The organism is Frankia sp. R82 (assembly GCF_023716925.1).
Taxonomy (GTDB): Bacteria; Actinomycetota; Actinomycetes; order Frankiales; family Frankiaceae; genus Frankia.
This window is the reverse complement of record NZ_JAMQQG010000048.1, coordinates 1-16,807: the sequence shown is the minus strand read 5'-3', so window position 1 is coordinate 16,807 and position 16,807 is coordinate 1. Positions and strand designations below refer to the sequence as shown.

The following is a 16,807-nucleotide window of genomic DNA, read 5'->3' as shown; positions in this document are numbered from 1 at the left end:
TCGAACCGGAGACGATCCTGTCGTCGGTGCGGTTCGACTGACGCGTCGACCCGCAGCCAGGGGGACTACCGCGCGATCGCGCCCGGCCGGCGGGCGGGCCGCGGGGCGCCCGGCTGAGTCTGTGTGCCGACGACGACGGCGCCGCACGGCGGCGGTGGCGTGGCGGCGAGACGGTACGGATGGCCGGCCGGGCCTGCATGCTCGAGGGAGATCCGGTGGAGCGGCGCGGCATCGACGACGCATGGGTGCTGCGGGAGGGCAAGGCATCCGTTGTCGGGCCGAACCCGCGCCCGGTGTGGTTTCGCCACGTGCTGGTCCGCCGGCCCGGCGATCGGGGGCATGCCCTGCTCGCCACCGTCGACGGTCAGCTGCAGCTGCTCGCCGAGATCGGCGGCCGGGTCGGGCTGCCCAGCCTCGTCGCGGGCCAGCTCACCGCGGTGGAGGGGGTGTTGCTGTCCGCTCGGCCGGCGGGCCGCAGCTGGCGGGATGTGTTCGGCCCACTGGCGCCCCGGCGGATGCCGCCGCCCGACCAGGCCCGGGCGATCGCGTTGCTGCGGGTCGCGGCCGGCGTCGCGGATGCACTCGCCACGCTGCACGAATCGGGATACAGCCACCGCGCGGTCACACCGGACGCGGTGGTGCTGCCCGCGGCAGGCAGGCCGCGTCCGGCGACCACAGCGACCGTGGGAGCCACCGGCACCGACGCCACCGTGATCGCTGGGATCACAGCGCGACCGGTGGTCCTGCGCGACCTCGGACTCGCCGCGGTCGTTCGTCTCGCCGGCGAAGGGCCGGCCGAATACCGCGCCCCGGAGCAGGAACGCTACGGTCTGCCCGGCGCGCGGATCGGTCCCCGCACAGATGTCTTCCGGTTGGCGGCGATGGCCTATCACGGGCTGGCCGGGGTGGCGCCCGGCCGGGGCGGGCTTCCGGCGCCGCTACGTGGCTGCCGGCTGCCGTTCCCGGTCGCGCAAACCCTCGACGAGGTACTTCTACGCGCTCTCGATCTCGATCCGCGTCGACGTCCGGCCCGGATCCGGGTACTCGCCGATGCTTTCCGTCTCGGCGCCCACCATCTCACCCGCACCAGCACCTGACTCCCGGATGGGGCACACAAAAGCGCAGGTCAGAGGCTTGACATAACACCAGGGCGGTGTTCATGCCAACGATTCCGAACCCTCTCCCACGACACAGTGGGTCATCTCACACTGCCTTTCACTACCGTGACTCCCGGGTCAGCATGGGGTAATTCCGGTTCCGATCACCGCCGATCGGTGATGCGAGAACCACTGGCGCAGCGCTAAAGAGGTGATTGATGGGTGCCACCGACACCCAAACCATCAGCGACCTGGTCGATACGGCGCGCTATCCGATCGCCGAACCCACCAGTCCACAGTGGTGGAACGTCGTATCCCGGGCGCGACACGAGCTATATTCCGATGGTTGCTGCGTGCTCCCGGGATTCATTGCGCCACCGGTCTTCGGCCGACTGGTCGAAGAGTGTTCCTCCGTGGCCGGGCTCGCCTACGACCACATCGAGGACGTCAACGCCTACAACATTCCGGTGGACGCATCGCTGCCCGCGGACCATCCCGGCCGGCACATCATGCGCCGTGGCAACGCCTTCGTGGCCCGCGACCAGATACCGGCGGACTTCGATGTTCACCGTCTGTACCGCAGCGCGACGTTCCAGCATTTCGTCGCGGCCTGTTTCGGACTGCCCGCCGTACACGAACTCGCCGACCCGCTCGCCGGCCTGTGTCTGAACGTGATCTCGCCCGGCCTGGAGCACCCGTGGCACTTCGACACCAACGAGTTCGCGGTCAGCCTGCTCACGCAGGCGCCCGATCACGGCGGCACGTTCGAGTACTGTCCGAACATCCGCACCGCGCAGGCGGAGAACTTCGAGGACGTGCGGGCGGTCCTGACCGGCGCGGACGACCGGCTCGTCCGCCGGTTGACGCTGCGCCCCGGTGATCTCCAGCTCTTCCTCGGCCGCTACTCGATGCATCGGGTGAGCACGGTACAGGGCAGCACCCCCCGCCATTGCGCGATCTTCGCCTACACCGAACGCGCCGGGGTCATCGGCAGCCGGGAACGCACCCGGCAGCTGTTCGGGCGTTTTCTGCCCGAACACGACGGTGCCGACGTCGGCGCCGTCCGCGTCGACGCCCTGCTCGACTAGCCGGCCCGGGCCTACCAGTCACCGGGCCTACACGGTCACCGGGCCTACCGGCCGACCGGCTGCTGCGCCGTCGACCGTCCGCCCATGACCGATGTCCGCCAGCACCACCACTGTTCAAGGAGAAGCATCCGCGTGCATTACGACCTCAATGCCGCCGCAGGTTCCAACGACACCATCTTCGACGAACGGGGCTTCGACGAGACCGGAAAGGTCTCACTGGAGCACATCTACACCCAACCCGACCCACGCTCGTACTTCACGACGTTACGACGTCTCGACTACGTTATCCCGGAGCTCGCGAAGCCCTTCTTCGGCCAGCTCTCCGACGAGTACCGCGCCGGCCACGGTCGGGCGCCGGTCATCCTCGACGTCGGCTGCTCCTACGGGGTCAACGCCGCTCTGCTGCGCTGCGACCTGTCGATGGCGGACATGTACGCCCGGTACGCCGACCTTCCGGTCCACTCCCTTGACCACGCGTCTCTCGTGGCCAGGGACCAGACTCTCACGGCAGCACACCACGGCCCGTCCGTCCCCCGTTTCATCGGTCTGGACAGCTCGCGCCCGGCCATCGCCTATGCGCTGTCCGCCGGCCTCCTCGATGACGCGGTCTGTGCGGACCTGGAGAGCCGCGACCCGACCGAGCAGGAGAGCACGCTGCTCGGCCGCGCGGACCTGGTCGTGTCCACCGGTTGCATCGGCTACATCGGCGCGCCGACCATTGAGCGGATCGCCCGTGCCGGTGACGAACACCGGCGACCGTGGATGGCCCACTTTGTCCTTCGAATGTTCCCCTTCGACCCCATCGCCGATGCCCTGAGCCCCCTCGGCTACGAGACCGAACGGGTCGACGGCGTGTTCCCACAGCGCAGGTTCGCCTCGGCCCGCGAACGCGAGCAGGTTCTCGACACCCTGGCCACTGTCAACATCGACCCACGCGGCCTCGAGGCCGACGGCTGGCTCTACGCCGAGCTGCACATCTCCCGGCCCACCACCGCCGCTGTCTCCGCCGCCACCCGAGCGTCCGGCACGCAGTCCCACAGCGCCCGGACAGGCGCCACGCTGACCGCACGAGGAGTCTGACGACCTGCGTTCGGACCCGCCGGACGACCAGATCGTGCGACAGTCCCACATGTCAGCGCTTGTCCGGGTCACGATGGCACCACCCGACCCGCCCCATCGGACGACCCGCCCCATCGGACAAACCGAGGCCACGATTGAACGCCACGACCTTCGCCCACGACGACCAGCTGCCCCGGGTCCCGCTGCCCAGCCTCGCCGACAGCTGCGAACGGTTTCTTGCCTGGTCCGCACCGCTGCTGACCGAGGCGGAACAGGCCGAGACCGCGGCCGCCGTGGCCGCGTTCCAGGCCCCGGACGGCCCGGGCCCGATCCTGCACGCCGCCCTGGCGCGCTACGACGCCACCGAGGGCGTGCACAGCTGGCTGGATGACTTCTGGGACTCCCGCTACCTGGGCCGCCGCGACCGCATCGCGCTCAACGCCAACTACATCTTCCTGTTCGCCGGCGGCCCCGCCGGCGCTGCCAGCACCACCGCGACCCGCACCGGCACCAGCCCCGGCACCTGGTTGGACGCTGACGGGCAGCCCCAGCTCCAGCGGGCGGCCGACCTGATCACCGCGGCCGTCGACTACAAGCTGCGCCTGGACGACGAGCGGGTCGCCCCGGTCGTGCAACGTGGTACGCCACTGTCGATGGCCCAGAACACGTTCCTGTTCTCCACCACCCGCATCCCGGGCGCCGTCCAGGACACCGTCCGCACCCCGTACAGCGCGGACTGGCCCGGCCCGTCGCGGGCACGGCACATCGTGGTGTTCCACCGCGGTCATCCGGTGCGGTTGGACGTCGTCGGCCCGGACGGCCATCCGTACGCGATCGCCGACCTCGTCGCGGGTCTGGCGGCCGTGGTCAAGCAGACCCCGAACCGCGCCCCCGCCAACGGCGCCGTCAGCCATCTCACCACGAAGGCCCGCGCGGCCTGGGCGGACAGCCGCGCCCGCCTGCTCGCCCTCGACCCGGCCAACCAGGAGGCGCTCGACACCATCGAGACCGCCCTGTTCTGCGTGTGCCTGGAGGACGACAGTCCCGCGGACGACGTCGCCACCTGCGACCGGCTGCTGCACGGCGACCCGGCGAACCGCTGGTTCGACAAGGCGGTGTCCCTGATCGTCTTCCCGGACGGGCGGGCCGGGATCAACGTCGAACACTGCGGCCTGGACGGCACCACGATTCTGAGTTTCGTCGACGACCTGCTCGCCACCAGTCCACAGGACCACGCGGCGAGTTCGGGCGCGCAGGCGCAGGGCCTGCCGGCGATCGATCCGGTCACGTTCGTCCTCGACGAGGCACTGCGGGCCGACATCAGCGCCGCGAACGAGTCGTTTGCCGCGTTCGCCGCCGCCACCGCGTCGAGGACGCTGCGTTTCGACGACTTCGGCCAGAACGAGGCCAAGCGCCTGCGGATGTCCCCCGACGCGTTCGTCCAGCTCGCCTACCAGCTCGCCCACGTCCGGGCCAAGGGCCATATCGGCGCTACCTACGAGTCGATCGCGACCCGCAGCTGGCGGCGTGGCCGGACCGAGGCGATGCGGGTCGTCACCCCGGAGGTCCTCGCGTTCGTCGCCGCGATGAGCGACCCGGCCGTGGACGCCGACACCAGGCGGGCGGCGTTCCGCGCCGCCGCCGAGGCCCACGTCGCCCGGGCCCGGGACTGCCAGGCCGGCCGGGCGCCCGAGCAGCACCTGTGGGAACTGCAGTTCATCGCCCGTCGCCAGGGCGACGAACTGGGTGTGCACGAGCCGCTCGCCCTGTACGGGACGCCGGGCTGGGTGAAAAGCCGCGACGACTTCCTGAGCACCAGCTCCGCGCCCTCGGTGAACGTCGAGTTCTTCGGTTTCGGCTCGACGAGCAGCCAGTGCATCGGCGCGGCCTACGTGCTGCTTCCGGATCGGTTCAACCTCTATCTGAGCACCCCGCGGGCCGTCGAGGACGGCCTGACGGCATTCGCCGCCGAGCTCGGTGGTGCCCTGCGCGAGCTGCGGGACCTGCTCGCCTCGGAAACGCCCGCCAGCTGACCCCGGCCGCTGCGGGCACCGACCCCCGCCCGGCCCGGCCCGGTCTCGGTGGCCGGGCCGGGCGGGTCAGACACATGGACGGCCGGGCGCGGTGGGCCGTCGGTCAGCGTCGCGGCTGCGGGAGGCGACTGGGGCCGACGTGACGGTCGAGCCACTCCCGTAGCGCCCGCATCTCCCGCCAGGCGGCGGCGACCCGCGACGCGCACTCCGGCTCGGCCAGCCACGGCGGTTCGCCGAACTCCCGGGACGCCATGAGGGTGCGGTAGCGCAGCAGCGCGATCCGCGGATGGTCCGCGTCGAACCCGCGCGGCCGGGTCTTGAGCTGGTTTCCGGCAATCTCGTACCCGCGCTCGCGCAGGGTGGCGAGCACCGTTTCGAGCTTCGGGCCGACCACGTCATCCGCGACGGCCGCACGCAGTCGTTCGACCTGGTCCGACGCGGTCTGCCAGTAGCCGGAGCCGACCATCAGCCCGCGCGCCGAGACCTGCACATAGCCGCCGCCGGTGATGTACGCCCCGATGGCGGTCTTGTACGGCGACTTGTCCTTGGCGAACCGGACGTCACGATGCGGCCGGAACACGTGCGGCTGGCCGAACTCCGGCTCGAGCTCGGCCAGCAGGGCGAGCATCGGCCCGCGTACCGCCTTCTCGTACACCTCACGATGATCAGACCAGTACGTCCTGCTGTTGTCCGCTTCCAACCCCTCGTAGAAGATCATCGCTTCGGTCGGGAACCCGGTGAACTCCGACATCGGACCTCCTGGCAGAACGACAGGGCGTTCGGAGCACGCTCTCACCCAGATCACGAACCACCAGGAGGACGAAGCAGGGCGCACGCCGAGGCCAGCCGAACATACCGGTGAGCGCCGACAGTTCCGACATCGTCCGTGCGGGGTTGGCGACGGTGTCGCAGGCTGGCCTCGATGCACAACGACAGCCTCGGGTCACCCGCTGGCGGCGGGACGGGCGCCGCCGCCGCGATCTCCGCTACCCCTGCCCTGCAGGCCGTCGACGTGCGGATTCGCCGTGGTACGCGGCGGCGGGGCCGCGGTGGCCACGAGGTCATCCACGGTCTGTCGTTCACCATCGCGACCGGCTGTGTGGTCGGCGTGATCGGACCGAGCGGCTCCGGCAAGACCACGCTGCTGCGCGCGATCGTCGGCGTCCAGAGTGCGGTGGCGGGCGACCTGCGGGTGCTGGGCCACGCGTCCGGCGATGCGTGTCTGCGCCGTCGGGTGGGCTATGCCACCCAGTCCGCCTCGGTGTACGGCGACCTGACTGTCCTGGAGAACCTGCGGTACCTCGCCGAGATCATGCGTGCCGGGATACCCGACGACCCGGCCTGGTCCCCCGGCTATCTCGACGGGCTGTTGGCGCAGGTCGGCCTCACCGAGCAGGCGAACCAGCTGGTGGAGCAGCTCTCCGGCGGCCAGCGTTCCCGGGTGTCCCTGGCCGCGGCGATGATCGGTGGCACGGACGTTCTGGTTTTGGACGAACCCACCGTCGGCGCCGACCCCCTACTACGTCGACGGTTGTGGGCGGACCTGCGCAGGCTCGCCCGCGGCGGGATGACCATCCTGGTCAGCTCCCATGTCATGGACGAGGCCGCCCGCTGCGACCATCTGCTTCTGCTCTACGCCGGCCGGCTGCTGGCACAGGGCACCCCGTCCGACCTGCTCGCCACGACGGGCTGCAACGATCTCGAAGAGGGCTTCGTCCGTCTGCTCGAACGCTCGGAAGCCCCCGTTCCTGCAGCCACCCCGACCACCCCGACCTTCCGAGCCAGCACGGACGGTACGGGGCGGACGTCCGCAGCCGGGCCGACCACTCACCGGATGCCGCCCGTACGCACTGGTGCGGCCCGCCGGGCGGGCCCGACCGGGGGTACGCATCCGCGGGGGATATCGTCCTGCCCGGCTCGCCGTCCGGTGGATGTCCGGCGCACGGCCGCGACCGCGGGACGCGTCCTGCGCCAGCTCGGCCGCGACCGGCGCACCCTTGTGCTCGTCCTGCTGCTGCCACCGGCGCTGCTTGTCACGCTGCGCCTTCTTTTTCATCACTCGCCGGCCACGTTCGGCCGGATCGGCCCGGCCCTGCTGGGCATCTTCCCCTTGATGACGATGTTCTTCGTCACCTCGGTGGCGATGTTGCGGGAACGTACCTCCGGCACACTCGAACGGTTGATGACGACCCCGGTCGGCCGGGACGATCTGCTGCTGGGTTACGGGGTGGCCTTCGCCGTCCCCGCCGCGGCGCAGGCCGCACTCGCCACCGCGCTCACGGTGGGGCCGCTGGGCCTGAACATTCGCGGATCAGCGTCGATGCTGTTCCTGGCAGCAATCCTGAGTTCGCTCCTCGGCACGTCTCTGGGGCTGTGGATGAGCGCCTTCGCCCGGACCGAGTTCGAGGCGGTCCAGTTCATTCCCGCCGCGCTCATCCCCCAGTTCATGCTGTGCGGCGTGCTGGTGCCCCGGCACACCATGCTGCCCGCGCTGGACACGCTGAGCGCGCTGATGCCGATGACCTATGTGGTGGACTCGATGGCCCAGCTGAGCCACTCCCATGCGTTTAACGCCCGGCTCGCGCTGGACCTCACCATCGTGATCTGTTGCACGCTCGCGGCAGTCAGCCTTGCTGCCGTTACCTTGCGTCGCCGTCACCCCTAGTCCCGACACCAGCCCCGGGCGGGACAGGCGTGTGCCGTGACCGTGGCGACCATCCCCGTGACCGGTAGCGGCACGACCATGTAGCCCAGGCCGGATGTTCAGCGTGCATCCGGTTACCATCGTGGTGGTGGCTGTCGAGTTCACCGGGTTCGGCTGCGCCTCTACGCCGCTGGCGGGCAATCGGTAGGCGGTCAGCGGCAACACAGCCCGCAACCAGCACAGAAAGTAAACGGAAAGTAATCAGCATCGAGTTCGGCGAGCGCCACCGGCAGGCGGCGCTGTCGGGCAGCTCCGACGCCAGGCGCGGCGGACGGCCCCGAGAACACACCCAGGCGCGGAGAGGATGGTCATCGGTGGATGGATGAGTCCGGCCACGGATTCCCCGCCGACGACCGTCGTCGCGACCTGCCCGCTGGCGACCGGTCGCGGCGGCGCATCGAGCCAACCGAGCTGACCGACGTCCCACCGGCGGCGTCGACAGCGAGACAACCAGCGACGGCAGCTCAGCCAGCCGCGGTGACACCGGCTCCGCCTGCGACCCGGCCCTCGCCTGCAGCCCAGCCCTCGCCTGCGACCTGGTCCGCGGCGGCGCAACCATCACCGTCTGCCGCCGCAGGACGGTCCGCTCAGGATGTCGCCGATCGTCCCGACCAGCCGACTCGTGCCCACGCCGATCCGGCCGAACCCACCGGGTCGGTGCCAGCCGGCCGTCCTGCTGCGGGCGCGACGGATCCGGCTGGTCCGTCCGACGGCGCCACCGCCACCGAGACGGCAGGTGAGCGCAGCCTGCCACCGCCGGCGGACCAGCCCATCGCAACGACGGCGGAACTCGCCGAACTGCGCCGCCGACTCGGGATGCCGGATATCGCCGAGGCCCGCCGGGCCGAACGGGACCGCCGCCGCGGGGTGGAGCCAGCGGCTCGACCCCCCGTCCGGCCTGCGGTCGACCATCAGCCCGGGCATGGCTACGGTCACGGTCGCCAGTTCGGCTACGGCCAGGGACGAGAGTCGGGCCCCGGACGGGAGCCGGCCCACGATCGGGAACCGAGGCAGGGCCGGGAGCCAAGGCAGGCCCGGGAGGCTGAGCGCGGCCGAGAGGCAGGGCTCGGCCGGGAGGCTGAGCGCGGTTCGTCGCCGCAGGCCACGGGCCTGCAGACACCGGGGCGGCCGATCAGCGATCAGCAGACCCGCGGGCATGGAGCGGGGTCTGCCCCGACGGACGGGCGGGCCACGGGAGCAGGCGCCGGCTCGACAGCAGGCTCGGTCACCGGCACGCGAGGCACGGGTCCGGGAGCTCGAGGCCCGCAGGCCCCGGGAACGAGCCCGGGCCCGCGGGGCACCGGCCCGGGCGCAGGCACAGGCGCGGATCGCCGGGCAGGCGCCGGTGCCCGGCAGCGTCCGGCGGTCGCCGAACCGGCCCGGCGGGTCGAGACGTACGACCCGGAGAAGACGCAGATCCTGCGCGGGCTGCACGGCCGTCACGTGCCGGGCGCCGAGAGTTTCCGGGTACGGCACGCAGCGTCCGCCGAGGGACTGATCCCGATGTCGGGCACGCTGACCGGGGAGTTCTTCCTCGGCTCGCTCACCCGGCCCGAGCGCAGCGGCGGACCTGTCGAGCGGGGCGGAGTCGGGGAGCGGGGCCCGGGGCGCCGTGACGGCGGGACGGCCGCCGGCGGACACCGTCGGCGGGACGTCCGCGCCGAACCGGTTGACTACGGGCTTGACGATCTCTCCACAGAGGTCGATGCCGGGTCCAGGCATCGCGCGGAGCACACGACCAAGGGCAGCTCCAGGTCCCGGGCGATCTGGACGCTCGTCGACCAGGTGCTCTCCAGCGGGACCAACGCCGTCATGTCGTTCGTGATCGCCCACAGTGTCACCAAGTCCGAGTTCGGCGCCTTCGGGATCGCGTTCGCGATCTTCTCACTGATGATCGGCTTCGCGAAGGCGGCGGGTACCTCGCCGTTGGGCATCCGGTTCGCGGACGCGTCGCCGCAGACGTTTCGCGGCGCCGCCGCCGCCGGCACGGGCACCGCGTTCGTGGTGGGACTGGGCTCCGGCGTCGTCACCCTGATGGCCGGTCTGGCGATCGGCGGGGCGGTCGGTTCGTCGCTGGTCGCGATGGGCCTCGTCTTCCCCGCGCTGTTGCTGCAGGACGCCTGGCGGCAGGTGTTCTTCGCCGAGGGACGCCCGGCGGCGGCGGCAGTCAACGACGCGGTGTGGGCCGTCGTCCAGTTCGCAGCGATCTTCGCCCTGATCGTCCGGGATGTGTCGACCTCCTGGGCGATGCTCTCGGCCTGGGGCGGGGCCGCGGCGGTCGCGGCCGTCCTCGGCTACTACCAGGCGGGCTTCGCTCCCGCGACCAGGCAGGTGAAGTCCTGGCTGGTCGAGCACCGGGACATCAACGGCTACATGTGCGCCGAATACCTCACCGTCCAGGGCGCCCAGCAGGCCTCGACGCTGCTGCTGGGCACCCTGGGGGCCATCGACCTCGTCGGCGCGCTGCGCGGGGTACAGACCCTGCTCGGGCCGACCACGATCCTCGCGGTCGGGATCGTCAGCTGGGCGATCCCGGAGTTCTCCCGCCGCAAGGACATGACGGCGCCGGCCCGGATGCGCGCGGCCTACGCGCTGTCCGGCGTCATCGTCGCCGTCGGGGTGATCTGGGGCACGATCTTCCTACTCCTGCCCGCAGGTGTCGGCCACTCACTGCTCGGGGACACCTGGGTGCAGACCCACCACCTGCTGGCACTGTCGATCATCCAGCAGGCCGGCCCCGCGGCCACTGTCGGCCCGGCCTGCATGCTCTACGCGCTCGGCAAGGCGAAGCTGACCTTCCGCGCCAACGCGATCCTGGCACCCCAGCTGCTGGTCTATCCGGTGGTCGGGCTACACGTCGGTGGGGCGACCGGTGCCGTCGTCGGCTACATCGCCGCGTTCTGGATCACGGTTCCCTTCTGGTACATGCTGCTCGCCGGCGCCGCCCGGGAGGCCGACCGGGAGGCAGCGCAGGGCGCGGACGCGGACGCGGCGCCGGACGCTTCCGGCACCGCCGGGATCGGCGCTGCCACCCCCACCAGCGCGACCCCGACCGGCGCCGGCCCAGCCACCCTCACCACCATGTCCCGCGACGCCGATCAGGCGAAGTCCCCGGCTGCGTCGGACACCACCTCGGCTGGGACGGACGCCGCACCGTGAACCGACCCCCCCTCGGGGCCACCTGGCGGTACCCCGAAATCCGGTTGACCGCCACCAGGCAGAACGGGGCGAACCGGCGTCTAGGTAGGATCTCGACCGGCGCCGAGACCGTTCCAGTTCATGATGCCTGGCCAGGTCCGGGCGGGGGGTTGCGATGAATCTGCGTGTCCTGTATCGATCGGTTGGCTCGGAGAACACGAAAAACCGGCCGGAGTACTACAGCAAGCAGCTCGCGCTTGAGTCCCTGCTGCGCGCGGCAGCACAGGTGAGCATCCCGATGACGATCCACTTCGTCAACGACGGGCCCATCCCCGCAGATCGACTGGCGCTGATGGCCGATGCCGGGGAGATCGTCCCGGTCAGCTGCGGCAGCAACCGTGCCTCGTACCGGCACGTGCTGCGCCTGCCTCGGCTGCGCCGCTGGGCCGAGGACGATCTCATCTGGCTCGCCGAGGACGACTACCTCTACACCGAGCGCTCGCTGTCCGCACTGGTCTCGGTCGCTCAGGCCCGTCCCGACGTCTCCTACTTCACGCTCTACAGCACGCTGCGGTTCGCCTCGGCCTCCACCCGGCGGCGTCCCGTGGTGGAACAGAGCGACCAGGACCCGTCCGGCCTGCCCCGGTTCGACGGCGTGCCGTGGGCCCGGGCCGCATCCACGACGAGCACGTTCGGCGTGCGGGTCGCTGCCCTGCTGGAGGACGAGCGGCTGCTGCGCGCCATCCCGTTCGTCGGCGGCGCCTTCGACCGGGCGACCTGCCTGACATTGCAGGGCCTTCAGCCATTCCAGCTGGCGGAGCTCGGCGGCGAGCCGCCGGCGGTCGAGCCGCCAACGGCCGCCAGTCGGGTCGCCCGGCGCGCGGCGCTCACCGGCGTGCGGCTCACCCTGAACGCGGTGGCGCTGGCCCGCTCCGAGCGGCGCTGGCGGACGATGCTGGTCCCGGAGCCGTCCCTGGCCACTCACCTGGAACTTGGTGGGGCACTGGCCGCCGGCCATGACTGGGCCGCCGAGGCAGCAGCCGTGGCGGCCTGGTCGCAGGCCCGCACCGCGGCGGCCACCGGCGAGGCCAGCGGTCCCACGTCCCAGCTGCCCACGTCCGAGCCGCTCACGTCCGAGCTGCCCATGTCCGAGCTGCCCACGTCCGAGGCCGTGGCGACCGAGACGGCCGTGTCCGAGACCGCCGCGGTCGAGCCGCCCACGTCCGAGGTGGCCGCGTCCGGCGGCGGCTTCGGCGGGCTGCCAGGAGCCGGGGCACGAAAGCCGTTCGTGGCATGAGCCGGGGCCGGCTGACCCTCACGCTGGTCGCGGTGCTCGTGCTGGTGGCCGCGGGGCTCGGTGCCTGCTCGCACTCGTCCTCGCCGCAACCCGAACCGCAGATCACCGGGGTGCGCTGGGTCTCCGGAGCCAACGGCAACTACCCGAACGAGGTCAACGCCTGGGGGACGTTTGCCGGACGCCAGGTGGGCCTCGCCATCGTGTTCACCGACCGACGGAGCTGGAACGGCCTGGTCGGCGCGGGCTGGCCGACGTCCGCGTTCACCCGGGCCGCGTTTCCCGGCGAGCTGTCGGTCGCCCAGCCGCTCTACCCGCAGGACGGCAACGAGGCGGCCTGTGCCCGCGGCGAGTACGACCGGTACTGGAGCCAGTTCGGCACCACGTTGACGACGTATGGTCGCGCCGACGCCTACGTGCGCCTTGGCTGGGAGTTCAACGGCGGGTACATGTACTGGCACGTGCGTGACGTCGAGGCCTGGAAGACGTGCTTCCGCCGGACGGTGAGCGCGATCCGCTCCACCGACCCGGCCGTGAAGATCGACTGGAACATGAACGCCCACAACGACACCCTGCCTGTGGGCAAGGAGGACGTGTGGGCCGCCTACCCCGGCGACCAGTACGTCGACATCGTCAGCATCGACGCCTACGATCACTTCCCTGCCTCGCTGACCCAGGCCACCTGGGACAGACAGTGCCACCTGCGGTCCGGCCTGTGCACGGTGATCCAGTTCGCCAGGGATCACGGCAAGAAGTTCGCGGTGCCCGAATGGGGCGTGGTCCGCAGCGCCGGTGGGGGTGGGGACAACCCGTTCTACGTCAGCAGGATGTACCAGACCTTCGTCGCCAACGCGCAGAACCTGGCCTACGAGTCGTACTACCGGACCGCCGAGAACGGCAACGTCAAGTCATCCCTGACCAGCCCGGATCTCAACCCCGACGCGTCCCGACGCTATCTGCAGCTGTTCGGCAGCGCGCTGGGCCCCGACGCGGGCTGAGCGGTGACCGCCCGCCAGGCGCGGGACCGTCCGAGGCTGGTTCTCCCCGGGACGGTCCCGGCGCGGTCGTCCGCTCAGACGAGGCTGGCGTCGAGGTCCTTGCGGATCTCTTCGGGGGTGACCGTCGGCTCGTAGCGGCGCACGACGTTGCCCTGCCCGTCGACGAGGAACTTGGTGAAGTTCCACTTGATCTCGTCGGTGCCGATGGCCTCCGGCCGGGTGTTCTTCACGTGCTCGTAGAGGAAGCCGGATTCGGGTCCGAACTCACCCGGCGCCTGCGAGCGCAGGTACTGGTACAGCGGGGCGGCATCCGGCCCGTTGACGTCGACTTTGCTGAGCACCGGGAAGGTGACGTCGAAGGTCGTCGAGCAGAAGTCCTGGATCTCGGCGTTGGTGCCCGGCTCCTGCCCACCGAACTGGTTGCACGGAAAGCCGAGGATCTCCAGTCCACGCCCGTGCAGATCCCGGTAGAGCGCCTCAAGCCCCTCGTACTGCGGGGTCAGGCCGCACTTGCTGGCAACATTGACGATCAGTAGCGTCTGGCCGGCGAACTCGCCGAGCGACCGGGTCCCGCCGTCGGCGGCTTCGACGGTGAAGTCATGAACAGTCACGATCAACCTGGCTCTCGATCGGTGCGATCAGGGAGGTCACGACCGTTCGTCCGGTCGCGGACCATCCTTGACGCTACTCCCCCGAGCCCATTATGTCACCAGATCGGTAGCATAATGAAACCACCACGGCCAACGGTCCTCGACGGTCGCGCGGTCCGGTCTGGGATGCTCATAACGCACCCGGATGCCGACCGAACAGGAAGAAGCCGCGCCGCGATGAGCATCGATTCCGAGCTGTTGAAGATCCTGGCCTGCCCGGTGGACAAGGGGCCGCTGGAACTGGTGGACGACGCCCTGGTCAACCCACGGCTCGGGCACCACTACGAGATACGCGCCGGCGTGCCGATCCTGCTGCGCCCGGACCACGTCGACGCCGCGGAGGCCCGTGCCGGGCGCGCCGTGCGCTGAGCCGCCCAGGCGTGCACGGCATGCTGTCGCCGCCGCGTCGCCGTACATGCGAACAGGGCCCGAGGAGGTCATCCTCGGGCCCTGTTCGGGTTTCTACCGTGCTACCGGCGTCACCGCCGGGTCAGCGGGCGGCCGGGTGGCGAACTACTCCCCCCGACCGAACTGCTCCCGCAGGCGGCGCAGCGCCTCTTCGTCGATGGCCGAAGGGGCCTGATCCGACGACGGAGAGGAGGTGTAGGAGGACGGTGCCGCGGCGGCGGCGTCGGCCTCCTGGGCGGCCCGGATCTGGGCCTGGTGCGCCTCGAAGCGGGTCTGGGCCTCGGCGTACTGCCGCTCCCATTCCGCCTGCTGCTCCTCGAAGCCCGGCAGCCACTCGCCGGTCTCCGGGTCGAAGCCCTCGGGGTAGACGTAGTTGCCCTGCTCGTCGTACTTGGCTTCCATGCCGTACTGGCTCGGGTCGAACGCGTCGCCGTCGACGGCGAGCCCCGACACCTCGTTCGCCTGCTTGAGCGAGAGGCTGATCCGCCGCCGGTCGAGGTCGATGTCGATGACCTTGACGAGAATCTCGTCACCGACGTTGACGACCTGCTCGGGGATCTCCACATGCCGCTCGGCAAGTTCGGAGATGTGCACCAGACCCTCGATGCCCTCGTCCACCCGGACGAACGCACCGAAGGGCACCAGCTTGGTGACCCGACCGGGCACGACCTGACCGATGGCATGGGTGCGGGCGAACTGGCGCCACGGGTCCTCCTGCGTCGCCTTCAGCGACAGGGAGACCCGCTCGCGGTCGAGGTCGACGTCGAGAACCTCGACGGTGACCTCCTGGCCGACCTCGACCACCTCGGAGGGGTGGTCGATGTGCTTCCAGGACAGCTCCGAGACGTGCACCAGACCATCGACGCCACCCAGGTCCACGAAGGCACCGAAGTTGACGATGGAGCTGACGACGCCCTTGCGGATCTGGCCCTTGGCAAGCTGGGCGAGGAACTCGGAGCGAACCTCGCTCTGGGTCTGCTCCAGCCAGGCACGCCGCGAGAGCACGACGTTGTTGCGGTTCTTGTCCAGCTCGATGATCTTGGCTTCGAGCTCGCGGCCCACGTAGGGCTGCAGGTCGCGGACGCGGCGCATCTCCACGAGAGAAGCCGGCAGGAAGCCGCGTAGGCCGATGTCGAGGATGAGACCACCCTTGACGACCTCGATGACGGTGCCGGTGACGACCCCGTCCTCGTCCTTGAGCTTCTCGATCGTGCCCCAGGCGCGCTCGTACTGCGCACGCTTCTTGGACAGGATCAGACGGCCCTCTTTGTCCTCCTTCTGAAGGACGAGGGCCTCGACGTGGTCGCCAACACTCACGACCTCATGCGGGTCGACATCATGCTTGATCGACAGCTCGCGTGACGGGATCACGCCCTCGGTCTTGTAACCGATGTCGAGCAGCACCTCGTCCCGGTCGACCTTGACGATGATGCCGTCAACGATGTCGCCATCGTTGAAGAACTTGATCGTCTTGTCGACGGCCGCGAGGAAGTCTTCGGCCGAGCCGATGTCGTTGACCGCTACCTGGGGCGTGGTCGTGCTGTGCGAGGTGGTCACGGTCTCCACGGGTCGTACGTCGGTGGTGCTCGTCAAGGGGTCGGCTCCGGCTTGGGGTGGTCGTCCGCGCGAGGGCCGGATCGAACCGCCGGGACCGAGGGACAGATACAACGCGAGAAACGAAGAAACTGTCAGAACCGATAACGACGCTCGAGTGGATCCGCTCGGTCTGAGACCCACGGACCCTCGTGCACGGACCCAAGTCTAGGGACGGGGGTCCGTGGAGGTCAACGGGAGTCGGCAGGGGAACGCATGCAACCCGCGACGACGGTCACGCTTCGCAGACACATGGAGGCTATATGTAGCTATGAGCACCCCCATTCGCGGGCGACAAAGGCTGATCCCGCCCCGACGCCCGGAACACGCGCTGTGCCAGGATCGCGGTTGTCGAGTTCGGGCCGGCCGGGCTGTGGGCCGGCCGGGCCGTGGGAGTCGACGCTCAGGCGCGCCCGGCGTCGCGGGCTCCGGGCGGACCGGGTTCGACCACCGGGAGCAGACTCTCGCCCGCCGCCGGTGTGCCCGGTTCGGCGGAACCAGTCGCGCCGCCGGCGGCGGCCTCGCCACCTGGTCCGCCAGGCGGGCCGGGTTCACGGGTTCGAGCGGGCTGTCTGGGCCGGGTCAGGTATGCCGTCACCTCGGACCCGCTCCAGTCCCCGAGCACCGACGGGTCCGGCCCGGGTGGCGCGGCCCAGCTGCGCGTGGCCCAGACCTGCGGGCCGGTGCCCAGTGGCACGGTCGGGGCGTCCCGGGGCGCCCCCGCCCGCGGGACCCCCACGTGAAC

Annotated in this window: 13 protein-coding genes and 1 pseudogene; 9 read left to right on the top strand and 5 right to left on the bottom strand. The window is 70.5% G+C overall.

Translation table 11 applies throughout. The features are described from left to right. The first annotated feature begins 179 nt into the window (after window positions 1-179). From ND747_RS12560 to ND747_RS12545, 4 genes are all read left to right on the top strand, one after another. Window positions 180-1,097, top strand: a complete 918-nt coding sequence (locus tag ND747_RS12560; protein ID WP_251733711.1) for a hypothetical protein — start codon at window positions 180-182, stop codon at window positions 1,095-1,097. A 218-nt stretch (window positions 1,098-1,315) separates the two neighbouring features. After that, on the top strand, window positions 1,316-2,185 hold the full coding sequence (locus tag ND747_RS12555) for an arpA protein (protein ID WP_251733710.1): 870 nt from the start codon (window positions 1,316-1,318) through the stop codon (window positions 2,183-2,185). Between the two features lie 132 nt (window positions 2,186-2,317). Next, entirely contained in the window at window positions 2,318-3,265 is a 948-nt protein-coding gene (locus ND747_RS12550; RefSeq protein ID WP_251733709.1) for a class I SAM-dependent methyltransferase, read from the top strand. A gap of 134 nt (window positions 3,266-3,399) precedes the next feature. Next, complete coding sequence (locus tag ND747_RS12545; RefSeq protein ID WP_285900411.1) at window positions 3,400-5,277, top strand: choline/carnitine O-acyltransferase; 1,878 nt, start codon at window positions 3,400-3,402, stop codon at window positions 5,275-5,277. A gap of 103 nt (window positions 5,278-5,380) precedes the next feature. On the opposite strand, the gene ND747_RS12540 is transcribed toward ND747_RS12545, so the two are convergent. Further along, the gene (locus ND747_RS12540) at window positions 5,381-6,028 is read right to left on the bottom strand and encodes a DUF2461 domain-containing protein (protein ID WP_251733708.1); all 648 of its coding nucleotides are present in this window, start codon (window positions 6,026-6,028) and stop codon (window positions 5,381-5,383) included. A gap of 171 nt (window positions 6,029-6,199) precedes the next feature. Between ND747_RS12540 and ND747_RS12535 the strand changes: the two genes are divergently transcribed. Further along, entirely contained in the window at window positions 6,200-7,942 is a 1,743-nt protein-coding gene (locus ND747_RS12535; protein ID WP_251733707.1) for an ABC transporter ATP-binding protein/permease, read from the top strand. Window positions 7,943-8,539: 597 nt separating this feature from the next. On the opposite strand, the gene ND747_RS12530 is transcribed toward ND747_RS12535, so the two are convergent. Next, a complete protein-coding gene (locus tag ND747_RS12530) occupies window positions 8,540-8,917 on the bottom strand; it encodes a hypothetical protein (protein ID WP_251733706.1) in 378 nt (125 codons plus the stop codon). Between the two features lie 567 nt (window positions 8,918-9,484). Between ND747_RS12530 and ND747_RS12525 the strand changes: the two genes are divergently transcribed. From ND747_RS12525 to ND747_RS12515, 3 genes are all read left to right on the top strand, one after another. Then, entirely contained in the window at window positions 9,485-11,140 is a 1,656-nt protein-coding gene (locus tag ND747_RS12525) for a hypothetical protein (RefSeq protein ID WP_251733705.1), read from the top strand. Window positions 11,141-11,294: 154 nt separating this feature from the next. Beyond that, window positions 11,295-12,416, top strand: coding sequence for a hypothetical protein (locus tag ND747_RS12520; RefSeq protein WP_251733704.1), 1,122 nt, complete (start codon window positions 11,295-11,297; stop codon window positions 12,414-12,416). Beyond that, window positions 12,413-13,411, top strand: coding sequence for a glycoside hydrolase family 26 protein (locus ND747_RS12515; RefSeq protein WP_251733703.1), 999 nt, complete (start codon window positions 12,413-12,415; stop codon window positions 13,409-13,411). The genes ND747_RS12520 and ND747_RS12515 overlap by 4 nt, the downstream gene beginning before the upstream one ends. A 74-nt stretch (window positions 13,412-13,485) precedes the next feature. Here the strand turns inward: ND747_RS12515 and ND747_RS12510 are convergent, their stop codons facing one another. After that, window positions 13,486-14,022, bottom strand: coding sequence for a glutathione peroxidase (locus ND747_RS12510; RefSeq protein ID WP_251733702.1), 537 nt, complete (start codon window positions 14,020-14,022; stop codon window positions 13,486-13,488). A 216-nt stretch (window positions 14,023-14,238) separates the two neighbouring features. Between ND747_RS12510 and ND747_RS12505 the strand changes: the two genes are divergently transcribed. After that, entirely contained in the window at window positions 14,239-14,430 is a 192-nt protein-coding gene (locus tag ND747_RS12505) for a Trm112 family protein (protein ID WP_251733701.1), read from the top strand. A gap of 144 nt (window positions 14,431-14,574) precedes the next feature. Here the strand turns inward: ND747_RS12505 and rpsA are convergent, their stop codons facing one another. Next, window positions 14,575-16,062, bottom strand: a complete 1,488-nt coding sequence (gene rpsA, locus ND747_RS12500; protein ID WP_251733700.1) for a 30S ribosomal protein S1 — start codon at window positions 16,060-16,062, stop codon at window positions 14,575-14,577. 403 nt (window positions 16,063-16,465) lie between these two features. Further along, window positions 16,466-16,807, bottom strand: a pseudogene (locus tag ND747_RS12495) (hypothetical protein); the annotation flags it as partial.

Excerpts from the sequence above, each read along its gene's own strand:
- ND747_RS12520 (WP_251733704.1), top strand. The coding sequence starts at position 11,295 with ATGAATCTGCGTGTCCTGTATCGATCGGTTGGCTCGGAGAACACGAAA.
- ND747_RS12560 (WP_251733711.1), top strand. The coding sequence starts at position 180 with ATGGCCGGCCGGGCCTGCATGCTCGAGGGAGATCCGGTGGAGCGGCGC.
- ND747_RS12555 (WP_251733710.1), top strand. The coding sequence starts at position 1,316 with ATGGGTGCCACCGACACCCAAACCATCAGCGACCTGGTCGATACGGCG.
- ND747_RS12515 (WP_251733703.1), top strand. The coding sequence starts at position 12,413 with ATGAGCCGGGGCCGGCTGACCCTCACGCTGGTCGCGGTGCTCGTGCTG.
- ND747_RS12540 (WP_251733708.1), bottom strand. The coding sequence starts at position 6,028 with ATGTCGGAGTTCACCGGGTTCCCGACCGAAGCGATGATCTTCTACGAG.
- ND747_RS12525 (WP_251733705.1), top strand. The coding sequence starts at position 9,485 with ATGTCGGGCACGCTGACCGGGGAGTTCTTCCTCGGCTCGCTCACCCGG.
- ND747_RS12535 (WP_251733707.1), top strand. The coding sequence starts at position 6,200 with ATGCACAACGACAGCCTCGGGTCACCCGCTGGCGGCGGGACGGGCGCC.
- ND747_RS12505 (WP_251733701.1), top strand. The coding sequence starts at position 14,239 with ATGAGCATCGATTCCGAGCTGTTGAAGATCCTGGCCTGCCCGGTGGAC.